General features: G+C 63.4%; 10 protein-coding genes. 3 read left to right on the top strand and 7 right to left on the bottom strand.

Annotation, left to right across the window (positions count from 1 at the left end; translation table 11 throughout):
- Positions 1 to 4 precede the first annotated feature (4 nt).
- From cueR to FHT69_RS13400, 5 genes are all read right to left on the bottom strand, one after another.
- A complete protein-coding gene (cueR, locus tag FHT69_RS13420) occupies positions 5 to 394 on the bottom strand; it encodes a Cu(I)-responsive transcriptional regulator (RefSeq protein WP_029868146.1) in 390 nt (129 codons plus the stop codon).
- 9 nt (positions 395 to 403) lie between these two features.
- Positions 404 to 2,929 (bottom strand): heavy metal translocating P-type ATPase, encoded by a 2,526-nt coding sequence (locus tag FHT69_RS13415; protein WP_029868147.1) that lies wholly within the window; start codon positions 2,927 to 2,929, stop codon positions 404 to 406.
- A 108-nt stretch (positions 2,930 to 3,037) separates the two neighbouring features.
- Positions 3,038 to 5,647: a malto-oligosyltrehalose synthase gene (gene treY / locus FHT69_RS13410; RefSeq protein WP_063475946.1), complete on the bottom strand. Its 2,610-nt coding sequence runs from the start codon at positions 5,645 to 5,647 to the stop codon at positions 3,038 to 3,040.
- Between the two features lie 103 nt (positions 5,648 to 5,750).
- Positions 5,751 to 7,832 carry a penicillin-binding protein 1C gene (gene pbpC / locus FHT69_RS13405; RefSeq protein WP_183905462.1) on the bottom strand — a complete coding sequence of 694 codons (2,082 nt, stop codon included), beginning with the start codon at positions 7,830 to 7,832 and terminating at the stop codon, positions 5,751 to 5,753.
- On the bottom strand, positions 7,832 to 13,300 hold the full coding sequence (locus FHT69_RS13400; RefSeq protein ID WP_029868150.1) for an alpha-2-macroglobulin family protein: 5,469 nt from the start codon (positions 13,298 to 13,300) through the stop codon (positions 7,832 to 7,834). The genes pbpC and FHT69_RS13400 overlap by 1 nt, the downstream gene beginning before the upstream one ends.
- 198 nt (positions 13,301 to 13,498) lie before the next feature.
- On the opposite strand from FHT69_RS13400, the gene msrA reads away from it, so the two are divergent.
- Positions 13,499 to 14,203 (top strand): peptide-methionine (S)-S-oxide reductase MsrA, encoded by a 705-nt coding sequence (gene msrA, locus FHT69_RS13395; protein WP_028756287.1) that lies wholly within the window; start codon positions 13,499 to 13,501, stop codon positions 14,201 to 14,203.
- A gap of 18 nt (positions 14,204 to 14,221) precedes the next feature.
- Here the strand turns inward: msrA and FHT69_RS13390 are convergent, their stop codons facing one another.
- Positions 14,222 to 14,761, bottom strand: a complete 540-nt coding sequence (locus FHT69_RS13390; protein ID WP_183905461.1) for a murein L,D-transpeptidase family protein — start codon at positions 14,759 to 14,761, stop codon at positions 14,222 to 14,224.
- A gap of 280 nt (positions 14,762 to 15,041) precedes the next feature.
- Between FHT69_RS13390 and FHT69_RS13385 the strand changes: the two genes are divergently transcribed.
- Complete coding sequence (locus tag FHT69_RS13385) at positions 15,042 to 15,482, top strand: response regulator (protein ID WP_183905460.1); 441 nt, start codon at positions 15,042 to 15,044, stop codon at positions 15,480 to 15,482.
- 29 nt (positions 15,483 to 15,511) lie between these two features.
- Here FHT69_RS13385 and FHT69_RS13380 read toward each other — a convergent pair whose 3' ends face one another.
- On the bottom strand, positions 15,512 to 16,252 hold the full coding sequence (locus FHT69_RS13380) for a TetR/AcrR family transcriptional regulator (RefSeq protein ID WP_028756284.1): 741 nt from the start codon (positions 16,250 to 16,252) through the stop codon (positions 15,512 to 15,514).
- A gap of 272 nt (positions 16,253 to 16,524) precedes the next feature.
- On the opposite strand from FHT69_RS13380, the gene FHT69_RS13375 reads away from it, so the two are divergent.
- Entirely contained in the window at positions 16,525 to 17,724 is a 1,200-nt protein-coding gene (locus tag FHT69_RS13375; protein ID WP_028756283.1) for a multidrug effflux MFS transporter, read from the top strand.
- Positions 17,725 to 17,766: the final 42 nt, after the last annotated feature.

Genomic DNA, 17,766 nt, shown 5'->3' with positions numbered 1-17,766 from the left:
ATGGTCAGGCGCCGTCCGAAAGCTCTTCGAGGATCGGACAGTCCGGCCTGTCGTTGCCGTGGCAGGCAAGCACGAGGTGCTCCAGCGTCCGTCGCAGTTCCGTCAGCTCGCGGATCTTGCGGTCGATCTCGGTAAGCTTTGTCTGAGCGATATCCCTAACGTCGGCGCTCGCCCGATCCTTGTCCTCATAGAGCGCCAGCAATTGCCGGCATTCCTCGACCGAAAAGCCGAGGCCGCGCGAGCGCTGCAGGAAACGCAGCTTGTGGACGTCGGTCGCGGCATAGTCGCGATAGCCGTTTCCACCCCTTTCGGGGCGGATGAGGCCGATATCCTCGTAGTAGCGGATGGTCTTAGACGGCAGGCCGGACCGTTCCGATGCTTCGCCGATATTCATCGCTATCTCCTATAGTTTTGCAAAGCGCAGTCTCAGCGCATTTGAAATCACCGAGACGGATGACAGGCTCATCGCTGCCGCGGCGATCATCGGCGAAAGCAGCAGCCCGAAGATCGGATAGAGCACGCCGGCGGCGACCGGCACGCCGAGCGCATTATAGCCGAAGGCGAAGCCGAGATTCTGGCGGATGTTGCGCATCGTCGCCTCCGCCAGCCGCCGCGCCCTGACGATGCCGGTGAGATCGCCCTTCACCAATGTGATGCCGGCGCTTTCCATCGCGACGTCGGCGCCGGTGCCCATGGCGATGCCGACATCGGCGGCGGCAAGCGCCGGCGCGTCATTGACGCCGTCGCCGGCCATGGCGATGATAGCGCCTTTGCTACGCAGTTCATCGATCAGCGCCTTCTTGCCTTCCGGAAGCACATCGGCGCGCACCTCGTCGATGCCGAGGCTTTTTGCCACCGCCCGCGCCGTGCGCTCATTGTCGCCCGTCGCCATGATGATCTTCAACCCACTATCATGCAGCGCCTGGATGGCGGCAGCCGTCGTCGGCTTGATCCGGTCGGCAACGGCAACAAGCCCGGCAAGCGCGCCGTCGAACACCACGAACATCACCGTCTTGCCGTCGCCCCGCAGAGCTTCGGTCTTCTCGCTAAGTGCTGCCGGATCGATGCCGAGATCGGCAAGCATCGCCGCATTGCCGAGCGCGACCGTCGTGCCGTCGGCAATGCCCTGAACGCCCTTGCCGGTCGTTGCCTCGAAGCCGGTGACCTCGACGAAGGCGACACCGCGCTCCTCGGCGCCGGAAACGATCGCTTCGGCCAGCGGATGTTCGGAGCCGCGCTCCAGGCTTGCCGCCAGCGATAGCAGCCGGTCTTCCCCGACCCCGCCGAAGGCTGCGATATCGGTAAGCTTCGGCTTTCCTTCGGTCAGCGTGCCCGTCTTGTCGACGATCAGCGTATCGACCTTGGAGAAGCGTTCTAGCGCTTCGGCATCTTTGATCAGCACGCCTTCTCCAGCACCACGCCCCGTTGCGATCATGATCGACATCGGCGTCGCAAGGCCGAGCGCACAGGGGCAGGCGATGATCAGAACGGCGACGGCGGCAAGCAGGCCGTTCGCCATGCGCGGCTCCGGCCCGATCGCGGCCCAGGCGAGGAAGGCAAGAAGGGCGACGGCGACGACCGCCGGCACGAAGACGGCCGATACTCTATCGACCGCCCCCTGGATCGGCGCCCGCGAGCGCTGTGCCTTGGCGACCATGTCGACGATGCGTGACAGCACCGTGTCTGCGCCGACCTTCTCGGCGGACATCACGAAGGTGCCGTTCTTGTTGATCGTGCCGCCGGTCAGCGGATCGCCTTTCGATTTCTCTACGGGCAGGGGCTCGCCCGATATCATCGATTCATCGACGGTCGACTGGCCCTCGAGGACGGAACCGTCCACCGGCACCCGCTCGCCGGGGCGAACGCGCAGCCGGTCGGCGACATTGATGTCGTCCACCGGCACGTCACTTTCGTTGCCTTCGGCATCGATGCGGCGTGCTGTCTTCGGCGCAAGGTCCAGCAAAGCGCGGATTGCCGAGCCGGTGCGTTCGCGCGCTTTCAATTCCAGCACTTGGCCGACGAAGACGAGCGCGACGATGACGGCCGCTGCCTCGAAATAGACCGGCACGGCCGCGCCATGGCCACGAAAACTCATCGGGAAGATGCCGGGCGCAAGCGTGGCGACGACGCTGTAGAGATAGGCGGTGCCGACACCGAGACCGATCAGCGTCCACATATTCGGGCTGCGGTTGACAACGGACGCCCATGCGCGGCGGAAGAAGGGCAGGGCGGCCCAGAGCACCACCGGGGTTGCCAGCAGCAGTTCGATGAAGGTCGCCTGCGGCTCGCCGATCGCTTCGCGGAGCGGCAGGCCGAGCATCGGCCCCATGCCGAGCGCCAGCAGCGGCAGGGCAAGGATGGCGCTGACCCAGAGCCGCCTGACGAAATCGACGAGTTCCGGGTTCGGGCCTTCGTCGGCTGGGGGGATGCCCATCGGCTCCAGCGCCATGCCGCATTTCGGGCAGTCGCCGGGGCGATCGCTGACGACTTCAGGATGCATCGGGCAGGTATAGAGCGTACCCTTCGGCGCCGGTTTTGTCGTCGGGCGCTGGCCATCGCGGTAGGCTGCAGGGTCGGCTTCGAACTTCGCCTGGCACGCGGCCGAGCAGAAATAGAATTTCTCGCCCTCGGCTTTCAGGAAATATCTCGCCGTCGAGCGATCGACGCTCATGCCGCAGACGGGGTCCTTCGCCGTCAGGTAATCCTCGGGTGCTGCCGCAAATTTCGTTCGGCAATGCTCGGAACAGAAATGATAGGTGCGGCCGCCATGGTCGAGTGAGGGCTTGCCGGCCTGCGGATCGACGGTCATGCCGCAGATGGGATCACGGACAATGGCGTCGGCAGCCTTCTCCTGATCATGGCCGCAATGGCAATGATTGTCGCCATGGGCGTGGCTGTGATGGTGATCGTGTTCGTGCTTGATATTCATAACTCTCTCCGCGCCGGGAGCGGCACCTGAATAGGGTTATGAACCTTCCAGCAACTGGAAGGTCAAGCACTATTTTGACGAATGTCCGATGCGTTGGCGCTGGATACCTCAGAGTGGGGTGATCAGCCCGACCGGCTGGCTCCCGAGCAGGGCGGCGACCGAGATGCTGCCCCCGGGCTCGATCGTCTTTCCGGTCACCAGATCCGCCTTCAGCCCGTGAAGCGGGGAGGGGACGGCGATCGCCGTATCCTCCCAAAATTCCGGGCCGGCAAAGAGCACGCCAGGGTCGAGCCAGCCGAACATCAGCCGCGGCGCGGCGACGATCGCGAAATCACTCTTATGCACCCGGGCAAAGGCGAGCACATGATCGCGGCGGTTGCCCGTCACCTTCAGCGGCAGATAGTCGCCTCTGGCAAAGAGGTCCACATACCGTTGGCGCAGCTGCAGGCCGATCGCGACGATGCGCTGTTTCAGCGCCGCCGCCTGCAGCTTGGCGATCGGCCCGGCTTCATCAAGCCAGGCCGCCAGCCGTTCATGATCGACCGGCCGGCGGTTGTCGGGATCGACGAGGCTGAAATCGAAACCCTCCGCACCCTGGTAGATATCGGGAATGCCGGGGGCTGTCAGCTTGAGCAGCGTCTGCGACAGGCTGTTGAGGTAACCCGCCGCTATGAAGGGCTGTAGCACCCTTTCGAAATCTTCGAGGAAGGCGTCATTCTCAGGCGCAACCAGCGCCGTGGCATAGGTCGTCACCGCCTCCTCGTAAACGGCATTCTGTTCCGTCCAATCGCCGCGCAGTTTCGCCTCGCGCACGGCTTTGACCGCGTAGTCGGCGAGGCGTTCGCGCAGTTCTTCCGTCCGTCCTCTGTCGAAGTCTTCCGGCCAGATGCCGGCCAGCGCCTGATAGAGCATCCATTCGACATTCGGCTCCGGCGCAACGCCATCCGCCAGTTCCTGCAGCCACGGCCGGTTCATGTCGCGCCAACGCTCCACCGCCTGGGCAAAGACATCCGCGCCCTCGCTCAGCGCGTAAAGCCTGGCGCGCGCATCCTCACCGCGTTTGGTGTCGTGGGTGGCGCTCGCCGAAAGCCCATGCGGCTGCAGCCGCGCCCGCTCGGCCATGCGACGGTGGAATTCCTCCATGCCGCCGGGCGCCTTGCCCGGTTCGCCGCCCACTTCGTTTGCGGCAAGCAGCCTGTTGTAGCGATAGAACAGCGTATCCTCTGTCGCCTTCGCCATCACTGGCCCGCTCAATTGCTGGAAGCGGATCCGGAACGCATGGGCCGCATCACCTTCGATCTTGCCTTCGAGAAGCTTCAGCACATGGTCGCAGGCACTGCGATCATCGAGCTTTGGCAAAACCTGCGACGCGGTCCCGGCAAGGACCGCTGCATCCTGCCAGGAAAGCGGGCCTCCGTCGCCATAGGTGCGGTAGACGGGAAAGGCGATCAGCAGTTCGCAGAGCGCGGTGGCGATCTCGTCTCTTTTCAGCTCGGGAAAGATGCCTGCCGCGATCGACACCAGCCTGTCGGTCTCGCCGGCGAAATTGCGTTCGACCATCAGTCGCTTGGCAATCTGCCGGCTCTCTTCGAGATTGCCGGTCTCGCCGGCGAGGCTGCGATAGGCGCCGTCCAATATGCGCAGACCGCTGCTCTCGATGAACAGCTCGCTGAGCGCGGCGATGAACTCATATCCCGTGGTGCCGGCGACCGGCCAGTTCTCCGGCAGGACCTCACCGGGTCCGAGGATCTTTTCGACGACGATATAGGTGTCTGGTCCCACCGCCTCCCGCAACCTGTCGAGATAGGCCTTGGGTTCGGCCAGCCCGTCGACATGGTCGATGCGCAGGCCTTGCACCTTGCCATGGCGCACCAGTTCGATCACCAGCCGGTGCACGTCCTCGAACACCGCGGGATCTTCGACGCGGGTTCCGACCAGGCCGGTCACCTCGAAAAAACGGCGATAGCTCAGATGCCGTGCCGCGTCCTTCCAGTGGGTCAGCCGCCAATGCTGTCCCTCAAGCAGGTTTCTCAGGAAATCGAGATCGGCCGAGACCTCTTCGAGCTTTTGCTGGAGGATGGCCCGATCGCCGCCTTCGAAGAGGATATCGCGCATCGTGCGGTTGAAATCCTCGCCGGAGGTCTCGGCCGCAGCCTCCGCCATTCGGGTGGCGACCGGATCGTCGAGCCGGTTTGCGAGGGCGCCGTAACTCGTGGGGTTCAGCGGCAACAGCGTCTCGAAGTAACCGAGCGCGAAATTGCCATGCGTTTCGTCGAGCGCGATGCGCAGCTCGCCGCCAGCCAGAGCGCGATCGAAATCCTGACCGAGCTGTGGCAGGGTCAGCGGCTCGCTCCAGTCGATGTCGAAGTGGCTGGCATAAGCGCTCTGCCGGCCGAATGCCAATACGTCGCGCCACCAGCCGTTTTCCGGCGAGGCCGCCATGTGGTTCGGGACGATGTCGAGGATCAGTCCCATGCCGGCGGCGGCGAGACTTTCCGTCAGCCGCTCGAATCCGGCCCGGCCGCCAAGCGTCGGGTCGATTTCGTTGGCGTCTGTCACGTCATAGCCGTGGGTCGAGCCGCTGACGGCGGTAAAGATCGGCGAGGTATAGAGGTGGCTGATGCCAAGCGTCTTGAGATAGGGGACGAGGTCGCAGGCGCGATCGAAAGTCATGCCGTTGCGGAATTGGATCCGGTAGGTCGCGGTCGGAAGTGTCATGAGGCCGTCTGACGTTGGAGGGAGACCCTCTCCAACGGTTGTGCCCGGGTTTTTGTTCCCTTACAGCGCCGCGCGTCTTTTCAGACGCGCAAAGCACGATGCGTTAGTCGATGAAGACGCCCACGCTTGCGGCCCTCCCGGCCGAGTCGATGACGGTCAGTTTCGAGTAGCCGCCGCCATCGGGCAGCCATTGCTGGGTGCGCCGACGCGAGAGGTCGGGCAGCGGCTTGCCGTTGGCAAGCCAGCGGAACGGGGCGCGGCCGCCCTGCAGCTTCAGCATCAGGGGTGACAGGTTGCCTGCTCCAGCGCCGAGATCCACATGCGCGCCCTCGGGCGGATAGATGATCTGAGGTGCTGCCTCGCGACCGGAGGCGACGAGCAGGCCATTGGCATTCAGCGCAAAACGGCGCTGGCTGATCGGCAGCTCAGACTGGGCGATGCGCACGGCGCCGGCCGGCGGGCGGGGCAGCGGCGTCGTTGCGATGCCGGACTTGGCGAAGCCCTCGAATAGGATGGGTGCTGCGGTGCCATAGCCGGTCAATCCCGGCACGGCGCTATTGTCGGGCCGTCCGACCCAGACGCCGAACACATAGCGCCCGTCATAGCCGACCGACCAGGCGTCGCGATAGCCATAGCTCGTGCCGGTCTTGTAGGCGATGCCGCGCTGCGGCGCGCCGGCGGGCGGAATGACGCCGGAGAGAATATCGGCGACGTTCCAGACCGCGACCGGCTCCAGCAGCGGTTCGCCGTTGAGTTTGCCCGGTGCGCCGGTGACACCGTCGCCGAGCCTTGCCGGCTGGCCGCGATTGGCGAGCGCCGTATAGAGCTGCACCAGATCCTTCAAGGTGATGCCGACGCCGCCAAGACCGATCGCCAGCCCCGGCGTCTCATTCGGCGGCAGGACCGGGCGCACCTCGGCGCGGCGGAAGCGTACCATCAGCCGCGACGGCCCGACCGCATCGAGCAGCTTGACCGCCGGCACGTTCAGCGAAAGCTGCAGCGCCTCGCGCACGGTGACGTCGCCCTGATAGCTCATGTCGAAATTGCGCGGCCGGTAGCCGAAGAAATCGGCGGGCCGGTCTTCGATGATCGTTTCCTGGGACACCAAGCCCTGTTCGAAGGCGAGCCCATAGATGAAGGGCTTCAGCGTCGAGCCCGGCGAGCGGTTGACGCGGGTCATGTCGATCCAGCCGGAGCGGCTGGCGTCGAAATAATCGGCCGAGCCGACCTCGCCGACGATCGCGCCGGTTTGCGCATCAGCCATCACCATAGCGAGCGACAGCTTCGGCCCGAGCTTCATGGCCGCTGCCCGCGCAACCGATTCCAGCCCCTGCTGCACCTGCTTCTTCAAGGTCGTCTGATGCTTGAGGACATCAGGCTCCTTGCGCAGCGCGGCTTCCGCGACATGGGCGGCAAGTGCGGGCAATTGCATGCGCCGCGATGGGACCGCGACACCCTCGGCACGCTCCGCTTCGCCATCGCCCACGGCTTCCGCCACCGCCACACGGTCAAGCACACGCTTGCGCGCAGCCTCGGCTGCCTTGAGATTGCGGTCCGGCCGGCGCCGTTCCGGCAATTGCGGCAGGGCGACGAGCAAAGCCGCCTCTGCGACCGTGAGGCGGCGCGGTTCCTTGCCGAAATAGGCAAGGCTTGCGGCGCGCACGCCTTCCAGATTGCCGCCATAAGGCGCATGCGTCAGGTAGAGATCGAGGATCTGTTCTTTCGACAGCCGCCGCTCGATCTGCACGGCGCGCACCAGCTGCAGCAGCTTTGCCGAAAGCGAACGCCCTTCGCGCGGCTCGATCAGCCGCGCTACCTGCATCGACAGGGTCGAGGCGCCGGAAACGATGCGGCCATTGCCGACCAATTGCATGGCGGCACGCCCGAGCGCCCAGGGATCGACGCCGCCGTGATCATAAAAACGCTGGTCCTCATAGGCGATCAGCATGCGCAGGAATTGCGGATCGACGTCGGAGACCGCCGTCTTCAGCCGCCAGCGGCCTTCCGAGGTCGCGAAGGCGCGCAGCAATTGCCCGTCGGCATCCAGCACCTCGGCGGAGACGGCATTCGCCCTGTCCAATGGCGGCGGATAGGCCTTGTCGGCAGCGTCGAGCGCAAAGAGAACCGCGCCGGCAAGAACGATGCCGGCCGCGGATCCGATCGCGATCTTGTGCCACCGCTTCATTATTGCGCTGCCACGACCTCCATCTTGCCGGTCGCCGTGCGGGCCGAAAGCTCCGGCCGGTACATGTCCTCGACGCTTGCCGCCGGATGGTCGTAGGTGCCGGGGGTAACGGCGCGCACGACATAGGCGACGTTGAATTCGCGATTGTCGCCTGCTGCGCGGTTGAAGGCGGCAACGAAGCGGTCATAGCGGAATTCGGTATGGGCGGCCGAGATCTCGCCGATCCAATCGAAATTCGTCATCTGGGCACTGTCGACGAGATTCGGATTGTCGATCTCGAAACCGGCGGGCAGGAGATCGGTGATGACGATGCGCGACGGCCAGTCATTGGTTTCGCGCACATGGATGACGACGACGTAGCGTTCGTTCTGCTTCGCCTCGCTGACATTCGCCTCTTCGCCGTCGAGCGTGTAGTAGCTGCGCTCGATGATGAAGCCGTCGCCACCGGCCGGCAGCGGCATTGTGGGGGCGGCAACGGTGGTGACTGCAGCCGAAACCGTGTCGTTCGTCTGGTTGGTCAGCGTCAGCGGATGGTCGGCGAGCGCATCGCCGGTCATGCGGGCCATGTAGGCGCCGGTATGCGGCGCGCCATTGACATCGACCTTCAGTCCATCGTCACCGCCCTGGATGGCGCGCGCGGCAAGCAGCATCCAGGTTTCTTCCTGCGTGCTCTTATATTTGCTGCGCCCCCATTCCTTGCCGACGGCCTTGGCGAGTTCCGGGATGACAGGCGGCACCGGCCGGCTTTCGGCGGCAAGCGCCAGGATCGCGGCACCATCGCGCAGGATCGTGCCGTAGTCGGTGCGCGACAGGTTCACGCGCGACACCATCGATTGCTCCGACATCTGCAGCGCGTCGAGGAAGATATTCTTCGAACGCTGCGCATCACCATAGAGGGCCAGTGCCGCAGCGATATGCGCCTTGGCGAGCGGCGTCGGGAAGTCGTTGATCATCGTATCGGCATAGTAGCGCAGATCGCTGATCGCGGCCTTCTTGTTGCGGGCAAGGACGTAGATGGCATAGGCGATCTGATCGCCCTGGCCCTTGATGTCGGTGGTGTAGGACAGCGTGTTCTGCAGGTTTTCCAGCGCCTGCACGAAGGCCCTTTCCGGCACGTCATATTTCATTTCGCGGGCCCGCGTCAGGAAATCGGTGACGTAGGAATCGAGCCAGACGTCGCCCGAATCCGGTCCCCAGAGGCCGAAGCTACCGGCCGAGGCCTGGTAGGAGAGCACGCGGTAGATCGCGTCCTGCACGCGCTGGTGCACGTCCTCGTCATTTGCCATGCCGGCCTGCTTTGCCACTTCGGCGAGGTAGAGCAGCGGCAGCGCCCGGCTGGTGGTCTGCTCGGCGCAGCCGAAGGGATAGCGGTCGAGCGTCATCAGCAAGGCCGGGATATCGAAGGCGGCCGAACGTGTGACGTTGACGCTGATCGAGGCGCCGGGCAGCACGCTATCGGCCAGCAGGTTCTTGTCGACAGTGAGCTTTGCTCCCGGCTTCAGCGCCAGCACCCGCCGTTCGGTGATCGGCAGCGATGCAGGGCGCACCGGCACGTCGACGGTCTGGTCGAGCGACAGGCCGGAAGCATCGGAAAGGTTGATCGAGATGCTGCCGGCGCCTGGCTGTTTGCCGACGAGCGAAAGCGTCAATTCGGATTTCGCTCCGGCCTCGAGGCGGATCGTCTGCGCGGCGGAAGCCTGTTCGATGCCGACGGCATCATTGCCGGTCAGCTGCAGCTTGTAGTCGCCGGCCGGCGCGTCGGTGTTGGCGATGTCGAGGCGCAGATTGGCCTTGTCGCCGGGGGCGAGGAATTTCGGCAGGCTTGCGGTCACCACGACAGGGTCGCGGATGATGACATCCTTGACGCCGTGGCCGACACCTGATTTCGACCAGGCGACCGCCATGACGCGCGCCGTGCCGTTGAATTGCGGAATGTCGAAGGAGACATGGGCCTTGCCTTCGGCGTCGAGCTTCACCGGCCCGGAGAAGAAGGCGACGAGCTTCTGCGTCGGCGGGCTTGCCTGCAGCGCCACGGCGCCGCCGTCACCACCGGTCCTGAGCTTGCCGGTCGCACCGAGCGAGCCGTCGATCAGCCGGCCATAGAGGTCGCGGATTTCAAGGCCGAGTTGGCGCTGGCCGAAATACCAGTCTTCCGGGTTCGGCGGTTCGTAGCGCGTCAGGTTGAGAATGCCGACATCGACGGCGGCAACCGTCACATAGGCGTCCTCGTTGGCGCCGGCGCCCGCCACCTGCAGGCCGATATCGAGCGGCCCGCGCGGCAGCATTTTTTCGGGTGTTGCGAGCGTTACCTGCAACGCACGCTGTTCGGGATCGACCTTCAGCCATTTGATGCCGATCGAGCGCATCGGCATATGGCTGTCTTGGGCATCGCCGGGACGGAAGAGCGTGGCTGTAACATAAGCGCCGGCACCCCAGTCCGCTGTCACAGGGATGTCGACCTCGCCGCCGGTCTCACCGATCGCAGCGTTCTGCACGGCGACCAGCTTTTCGGTGCCGGCTGTCACCATCAACTCGCCGCCGTAACGCGAGGTGACTTTCAGCCTGGCGGTCTCGCCGATCTTGTAGCTGTCCTTGTCGAGGGCGATTTCCAGCCCGTCGGGCGTTTCGGTCGAGGTCGAGGTGACGAACCAGCCGGCGTCGAATTCGACGCTGGAGGTCGGGCCGTCGGCATCCGGGCTTTCCACTTCGAGACGATATCGGCCCCAGGTCACCGGAACGGAAATCTTGCCGCCATCCATCGTCGCGTCGACGCTGCCGTTGGAAACCTGCTCGGCGGTGTAGACCGGCTCGTATTTCCACGCCGTTCCCTCGCGATACCATTGGTATTCGCGATTGAGGCTGTAGAATTTCCAGCGCAGGCTCTTCGCCTCCTGCTTCTGCCCGGCGGCATTGACGCCGATCACCGTGAAGTTGGCGATCGAGTTCTCGGGCAGGTCGCCGGAAAATTCCGGCTTGATGCCGATAGACGCCCGCTCGTTCTTCACCGGAATGGTCAGAGAGCGCTCGATGGCGCGGCCGCCCGCTTCCTGCATGCGTATGTAGACAGTGGCGTTGAGCAGCTGCGTCGTGGCCGGCAGGTCGCTGATGGTGAGATCCGTCGAGGCTTCGCCGTTCTCGTCGAGTTCCGGCAGGCCATCGATCGGCAGGCGCGAATCCTCGCTCGCCTCTTCGTCGGCGAGGCCGAACAGAAAGCCCTTAAAGGCAGCACTCTCACGCGTCGGCTTGACGACGACATCGCCTTCGAGCGTCAGCCCGGCGGCCGGGGCGCCGTAGAGATATTTGCCCGAAACGGTGATCGTCGCCGGCGTGTCCGGACCGACTTCCTTGGCCTCGGTCTTGATCTCCATGTCGGTGCGATCGGGGACGAAATCGTCGACCAGGAAACTCTTGCTGGCGATCGCGCTGCCCTTGGGATCGGTATAGATGTTCATCGTCCAGGTGCCGCGCATGGCGGTTTCCTGGGTCGGGAAATCGATGGAATAACCGCCGAGATTGCTGGTCTGGCTGACGATCCGCCGGTCTTCGACGCCATCGGGGCGGCTGAAGATGAAGGTGAGCGGCAGGTTCTCGATGGCGTTGCCATCGGTGTCGCGGGCGAGCGCCTGGGCATGCACCGTTTCGCCGGCGCGGTAGATACCGCGTTCGGTGAAGGTCAGCACGTCGATCGCGCCGGGGGCGGCGCGGCCCGTCACGCCGCGGTCGGAAAGGTCGAAGCCGGCGCGTGTCATGTCGAGGAAGACGTAGTCCGAGGTCCCGTTCCTGGCGGCGATGACGGCGGGTGTGAGCGCCGCCGTGCCGCGGATCAGGCCGGCGGTGAAGGTGGCGCGGCCGTTTTCGTCGGTCGTCGCGGTGCCGAGCACTTCATTGTTCTTGGCGAGAAGCTGCAGTTCGACGCCTGCGATCGGCTTGGCCGAGGCGAGCGAACGGGTGAAGACGTTGAGCCCGTCGGTGCCGGCATAGGTGGTGACGCCGATATCGGAGACCAGGAACCATTGGGTCGCCTGTGAATCCCACTCCTGCGCCGGGCCGTTCGGGCCCGATGCCGTCAGCACGTAGATGCCGGGCTTGCGCTCGGGCAGCGCCTCGTCGACCGGGAAGCTGGTGACGATGTCCTTGTTGAGCTCGTTGGCGATGTCGATCGAGCCCTGCCAGACGAGTTCGCCATTCTGGTCCTGAATGTTCTGGGCGCTGTAGCCGTCGAGCTGAGTCAGGAATTGCGAATTGGTCAAGAGCGGCGCAATGGCGCGATCGCCGATGCGGTAGAGTTTGAGATTGGCCGAGTTCAGGTTGACCGAGACGAGCGGGATGCCGCGGCGCGCCGTCGAGGGCAGCACGAAGCTGTCGCCGGTGAAACGCACCATCTGGCTACGGTCCTTGATATAGACGTCGATGCTGACGGGTGCTTCGAGCGCCTCGTCGACGGAGGACGGCAGGCCGGTGCGGAAAGCGATCTTGTAGGTCTCGCCATGCGTCAGCCCCTCGACGCAGATCTGCTTGTCCTTGGTTTCCAGCGCCTTGGGAGCTGCCCCGTTCAGCGTCACGAAGGGCGTGTAGTCGGTGGTCTTGACCAGCGCCTCGGAGAAGGTGACGCAGGCGCGCGGCGTGGCGCTGTCGGCATCGACCGTGTGTTCGGTGATGCGGAAGCCCTGCGTCGATTTCAGCTGCAGGTAGGCGGTCTGAACATCGTCGGAGGCAACCAGCGCCAGGCTCGCCTTGTAGGCGTCGAGCGCCGGGCGGTAATTGGCGTTGCGGTCCAGGGCGTCAGCGAGGACGGCGAGCGCCTCGGCGCGCTTGGCCTTGGTGCGCGTCAGCTCGTAGCCGTTCAGCGCGTCGAGCACGGCCTGGCCGGATGTGTTGGTCTCGGCGTTGCCGAGCGAAGCGGCGGCGCGGGCGGTTTCGAGCCAGAGATCGGCGTCGTCAGGGGTGATCGACAGCGCGCCATGGAAGGACTTCAGCGCCTCGGCCAGATTGTTGGCGGTGAGGTCGATGCGGGCATTGGCCGTCAGGCTGTCGACGCCCTGGCCCTGCTGGTCGTCGGCAAGCGCCAGATTGTCCTTGAAGTCATGGGCCTGCTGGATGAGGTCGTTGGTTAGGAATGTCAGGCGCGGCGCGGCGCCGATTTCGGGCTCCTGCTTGCCTGATGTTTCGACGATCTTGCCGGCGATCGCGCCGGGGAAAGCATTCATCGTCTTGAAATCGGATTTCAGGAAACACCATTTCACCTTGGGATTGTAGGTGAAGGCCTTGCAGCTCTTGTCGCCGATGCAGGAGGTCTTGCACTGATCGAGCGAGACATTCTGCTCGGTGCGAAGATCGAAGCCGAAGAAATCGGCGTCCTTGATCGTCTGGATGTCGCGCTTGGTGTCCGCAGCGACGGCGGGAAGGCTGACGGCGATCGTGGAAAAAAATGCGATTGTCGCGAATGCAAAGAACGAGCGCACGGACATAGGTTCCCCCCGGAAATGCAGGCTCTGATCGGCGGCACTCTCCTCACTCCTCGCGGGATTGTCAACTCAAGTTGAGCGCTGTTTCATGTTCGCACAGGGGCTTTCGTCCAGCTGTCACATCGGCGTGAGTGACCGGCTTGTGATTTGCGGGTTTTGCAAGGATGCGCAAGAATTTGGGCTGTCGCAGGAGGTAGCGCAATGCCCACGTCTTCCCATCGCAGGCGCCTTGCCGCGTTCCTCGCCGCCGCCGTCGTCTCGCTCAGTGCGTGTGGCGTAGCCGCGGCCGAGGAGGCGGTTGTCATCCCGCCGCCAGCCATTGACCAGGCGGCCGGATCCGGCACCGAGACGGCCATTTTCGCCGGCGGCTGTTTCTGGGGCGTCCAGGGCGTCTTCCAGCATGTGAAGGGCGTTAAGAGCGCCGTCTCCGGCTATGCCGGCGGCGATGCCAAAACGGCGCAATATGAAACCGTGAGCACCGGCGCGACGGGTCACGCCGAATCCGTTCAGGTCAAGTTCGATCCGAATCAGGTGAGTTATGGCAAGTTGCTACAGATCTTCTTCTCGGTGGCGCACAACCCGACGCAGCTGAATTTCCAGGGTCCGGATCGGGGAACGCAATACCGCTCGGCGCTGTTCGTCTCCGATCCCGAGCAGCGCAAGGTCGCCGAGGGCTATATCGAGCAGCTCGACAAGGCGCATGTCTTCGCCCAGCCGATCGTCACCAAGGTGTCCGACGCCATCGGCTTCTATCCCGCCGAAGCCTATCATCAGGATTTCCTGACGCTCAATCCGACCTATCCCTATATCGTCTATAACGACCTGCCGAAAATCGAGAACCTCAAGTCGCTGTTTCCCGCCGACTATCGCAGCCAGCCGGTCCTCGTCCTGAAGGCCAAGGGCTGAAAAGGCCGTGGCAACAGTTCAGGGCATAATCTCGATGGGTGTATGGTCGGGTACGCGAGCCCAGATTTCGCGCATCTCCGCGTTGGTGACCGCAATGCACCCATCCGTCCAATCCCACAGTTGATGGATGTTTCCGAACAGGCCCCAGCCATTGGGAAGGCCGTGGATCATGATCGCGCCACCGGGAGGGAAGCCGCCGGATTGAGCGTTGCGCTGGTCACCAGGATTTGGATAGGAAATGTGCAGGCTGAGATGCGCCATGGAATTGGGATTTCGCCAGTCTATCTCATACCGTCCTTCGGGTGTTTTCTCGTCACCTTCTCGCTGCTTGGGACCCTCGTCGGCAGCCCACCCAAGAGAAATCCGGTATGTCGAGAGGGCGGCATCGCCTCTGAGAAGGACCATGCGGCGTTCGGATTTATAAACGCGAATGAGGTCAGCCCGTTGCTCGAAAGGCGCATCCGCAGGCGGCGAGCCTGAACCGACCCCGGCCATCAATTTGGTGTAAGCGAACAAGCCGATGATCACGGCGGCCAGAACGATAAATGTGTTTCTCAATATGATTCTCGTTTGAGGTAACGCAAGGGTTATACCGTCTTATCGCGCCTTCAGCCATAAGATGTAGCCTCGAGCTTAAGCGCGATCCGGCTCCGCCTTTTTCTCCATCTCCTTGTTATTAAGAATTTATCAACGTTAACAATGCCTTAAATATGGCAAATCGCGTTCCACCGCGGAACATATCTTCGAGTTGCCCGTTACCGCCATGAGTTTCGCTTGAAGGACAGGCTGGCGGAGCGGATCCCTCTTTCGAAGTATAGGCGTAACAAGGGGACGTATCATGGCCACCAATGTCGTGCGGCGCTGGCAACGAGATGATCTGATGAAACAGAGAGTATTGATCGTCGAAGATGAATTCCTGATTGCGCTCGATCTCGAGGCGACGGTGGAAGGCATGGGGATGCAGGTCGCCGGCCTTGCCAAAGATTGCGAACAGGCGTTACGGCTGGCGCCGCTTGCCGATATCGCTTTCGTCGACGTCAATCTCGCCGACGGCCCGACCGGGCCTGAGATCGGCCGGCGGCTGGCGCAAGAGCACGGCATCGCGGTCGTCTTCATGACCGGCAATCCAGAAATCGTCGCCGATGGGGTCAAGGGTGCGGTCGGCGTGGTCCAGAAGCCGGTCATGCCTTCGGTTGTCGAACAGCTGGTGAAATATCTCGCCGCGCGCCGCGTCGGCATGTTCGCGGTCGTGCCTTCGCAGATGACGGTCTTTGCCTGATCAGAGGGCCCCGATCAGAGGAGGCCTGATCAGCCTGAGATGGCTGCGAGTTGCGGCTGCTGGCCGGCCTTTTCGGCCACCGGCCTGCCATAGGCCTTGAGAAAAGTACGGACGGCGTTGCGCGCCGCCTTTTCCAGCTCTTCATCGGTGGGTGTGGCGCCGAGAAGGATCATCATTTGCAGGTCGGCATTGCCGAGTGCGACGAACTGCCGGGCGGCGACGTCGAAATCGTCGATGACGAGCGTTCCCTTGTGGGCAAGCCGCGCGAACAGTGCGGAAAGGGCAGTGATCAGCTTGCCCGGCCCCTGCTGGCGCCAGCTTTCGAAGAGGTGCGGATACCGCTCGCCTTCGGTCTGCACCAGCTTCCGCAAGAATTTTCCATCGTGGTTGCAGATGCAGTTCTTATTGAGGCGCACGGCGAAAGCCGTCAGTTCACCCTCAAGATCGTCGGCGTTGTCCGGGAAAGATGACAGCACCGAGAAGAGCATGGCGTTGGCGCGGTTCATGACGTCTTCGACGACGGCGACGAACAGCGTTTCCTTCTCGCGATAGTGATTGTAGATCGTTTGGCGGGATACGCAGGCGACTGCGGCGATCTCGTCGATGCTGGCGCCGGCAAAACCCTGGCGGCAGAAGACGTCGGCGGCGGCATCGAGGATCGACATGCGCTTGGCGCATTGGCCGCGCTGCGTATGCCCCCCCATCCGGGCTGCCGGTGTCATGCGATCTTTCATGAGAGCGAAGATAAGACGTCTTGACGTTTTAGACAATGGCGTCTAATTTTACATCCGTGTCCAAATTTGTTGACACTCTTGGTTTGCCGCTGGAGATATGAGCTCCCAACTTCGTCTTCGCGCGAACGATCATCATTGAACCCTAGCGCATCGGCCCGAAAATCGGTTCGATTTTCGGAAAGCACGATGCGTAAATTCAAAGATTAGAGCGTCCCTTGTGCGTCCGAGAGGACGCATGGCGCTCTAAGAGCAAAGTCGCGGAGCGACGATCCGGTAGCTCCGCTGCGCTTTTAAGAAAGATCACCATTATGACGGCTTCCTTCTTTCGCATTGCCCTCATTCTCGGCCTTTTGTCGGCCATCGGGCCTTTCGCCATCGACATGTATCTGCCTGCGCTGCCCTCCATCGGCCAGGACCTGCATGCCGATAACAACGTCACTCAGCTCACCCTTCTCGCCTTCTTCATCTCCTTTGCGCTCGCCCAGCTCGTCTACGGTCCGCTGTCGGATATGTGGGGTCGCAAGCTGCCGCTCTATCTCGGCATCGGCCTCTTCGCCATCGCTTCGATCGGCTGTGCGCTGGCCACCGATATCGAAACGCTGATCGCCTTCCGTTTCGTTCAGGGTATCGGCGGTGCCGCCGGCATGGTCATTCCGCGCGCCATCGTCCGCGACATGCATACCGGCGTCCAGGCCGCGCGCCTGATGTCGCTGCTGATGCTGGTCTTCTCGATCTCGCCGATCCTGGCGCCGCTGACGGGCAGCGCCGTCATCGAATTCTATGGCTGGCGTGGCGTGTTCTGGGCCGTGACGATCGCCGCCTTCATCGGCCTTGTCCTGCTCGCCACCCAGCTCGAGGAAACCCGTTCGGCCAGCGAGCGCAGCGGCAGCGGTCTGAAGAGCGCCATGGCCGCCTATCGCCTGCTGCTCACCGACCGCAACTTCCTGACGCTGACCTTCATCGGCGGCCTCGGCATTTCGAGCTTCCTCGTCTATCTCGCCAACTCGCCCTTCGTGCTGATCCAGCATTACGGGCTGACGCCGACGCAATACAGTTTCGCTTTCTCGATCAACGCCGTGTCCTTCTTCGCGGTATCGCAGGCGACGGGCTGGCTCGGCGAGCGGTTCGGCCTCGTGCGCGTCATGCGGATTGCAGTCAGCGCCTTTGCCCTTGCCATGGTCGTCATGGCGGTGGTGATGGCCGCCGGCTTCAACCAGCTGCCTGTGATGGCGACCTTCCTGTTCATCGGCTACGGTTTCCTCGGCTTAGTCATTCCGACGAGCGCGGTGCTCGCCCTCGAGGATCACGGCGAGATCGCCGGCACGGCCTCGTCGCTGATGGGCACGCTGCATTTCGTCATCGCCGCCGTCGCCATGGTCATATCGAGCGTCTTCTTCGACGGCACCGCCGTTCCGATGGCCGCCGGTATCGCGCTCTGCGCCTTCTCGGCCTTAGTGCTGACCCAGGCAACGATCGGCCGCCGCTCCGCCGTTGCCGCGGCCGAATGATCGACGACAGGCCGCACCCGGTCTCCCGGGTGCGGCCACATG

This window comes from Rhizobium sp. BK008 (assembly GCF_014197345.1).
Lineage (GTDB): Bacteria > Pseudomonadota > Alphaproteobacteria > Rhizobiales > Rhizobiaceae > Rhizobium > Rhizobium anhuiense.
This window is presented reverse-complemented; position numbering and strand designations above follow the sequence as displayed.

What these genes read in the sequence shown, in the direction of transcription:
- FHT69_RS13375 (WP_028756283.1), top strand. Translation starts at nt 16,525, where the DNA reads ATGACGGCTTCCTTCTTTCGCATTGCCCTCATTCTCGGCCTTTTGTCG.
- FHT69_RS13415 (WP_029868147.1), bottom strand. Translation starts at nt 2,929, where the DNA reads ATGAATATCAAGCACGAACACGATCACCATCACAGCCACGCCCATGGC.
- msrA (WP_028756287.1), top strand. Translation starts at nt 13,499, where the DNA reads ATGCCCACGTCTTCCCATCGCAGGCGCCTTGCCGCGTTCCTCGCCGCC.
- FHT69_RS13385 (WP_183905460.1), top strand. Translation starts at nt 15,042, where the DNA reads ATGGCCACCAATGTCGTGCGGCGCTGGCAACGAGATGATCTGATGAAA.
- FHT69_RS13400 (WP_029868150.1), bottom strand. Translation starts at nt 13,300, where the DNA reads ATGTCCGTGCGCTCGTTCTTTGCATTCGCGACAATCGCATTTTTTTCC.
- pbpC (WP_183905462.1), bottom strand. Translation starts at nt 7,832, where the DNA reads ATGAAGCGGTGGCACAAGATCGCGATCGGATCCGCGGCCGGCATCGTT.
- treY (WP_063475946.1), bottom strand. Translation starts at nt 5,647, where the DNA reads ATGACACTTCCGACCGCGACCTACCGGATCCAATTCCGCAACGGCATG.
- cueR (WP_029868146.1), bottom strand. Translation starts at nt 394, where the DNA reads ATGAATATCGGCGAAGCATCGGAACGGTCCGGCCTGCCGTCTAAGACC.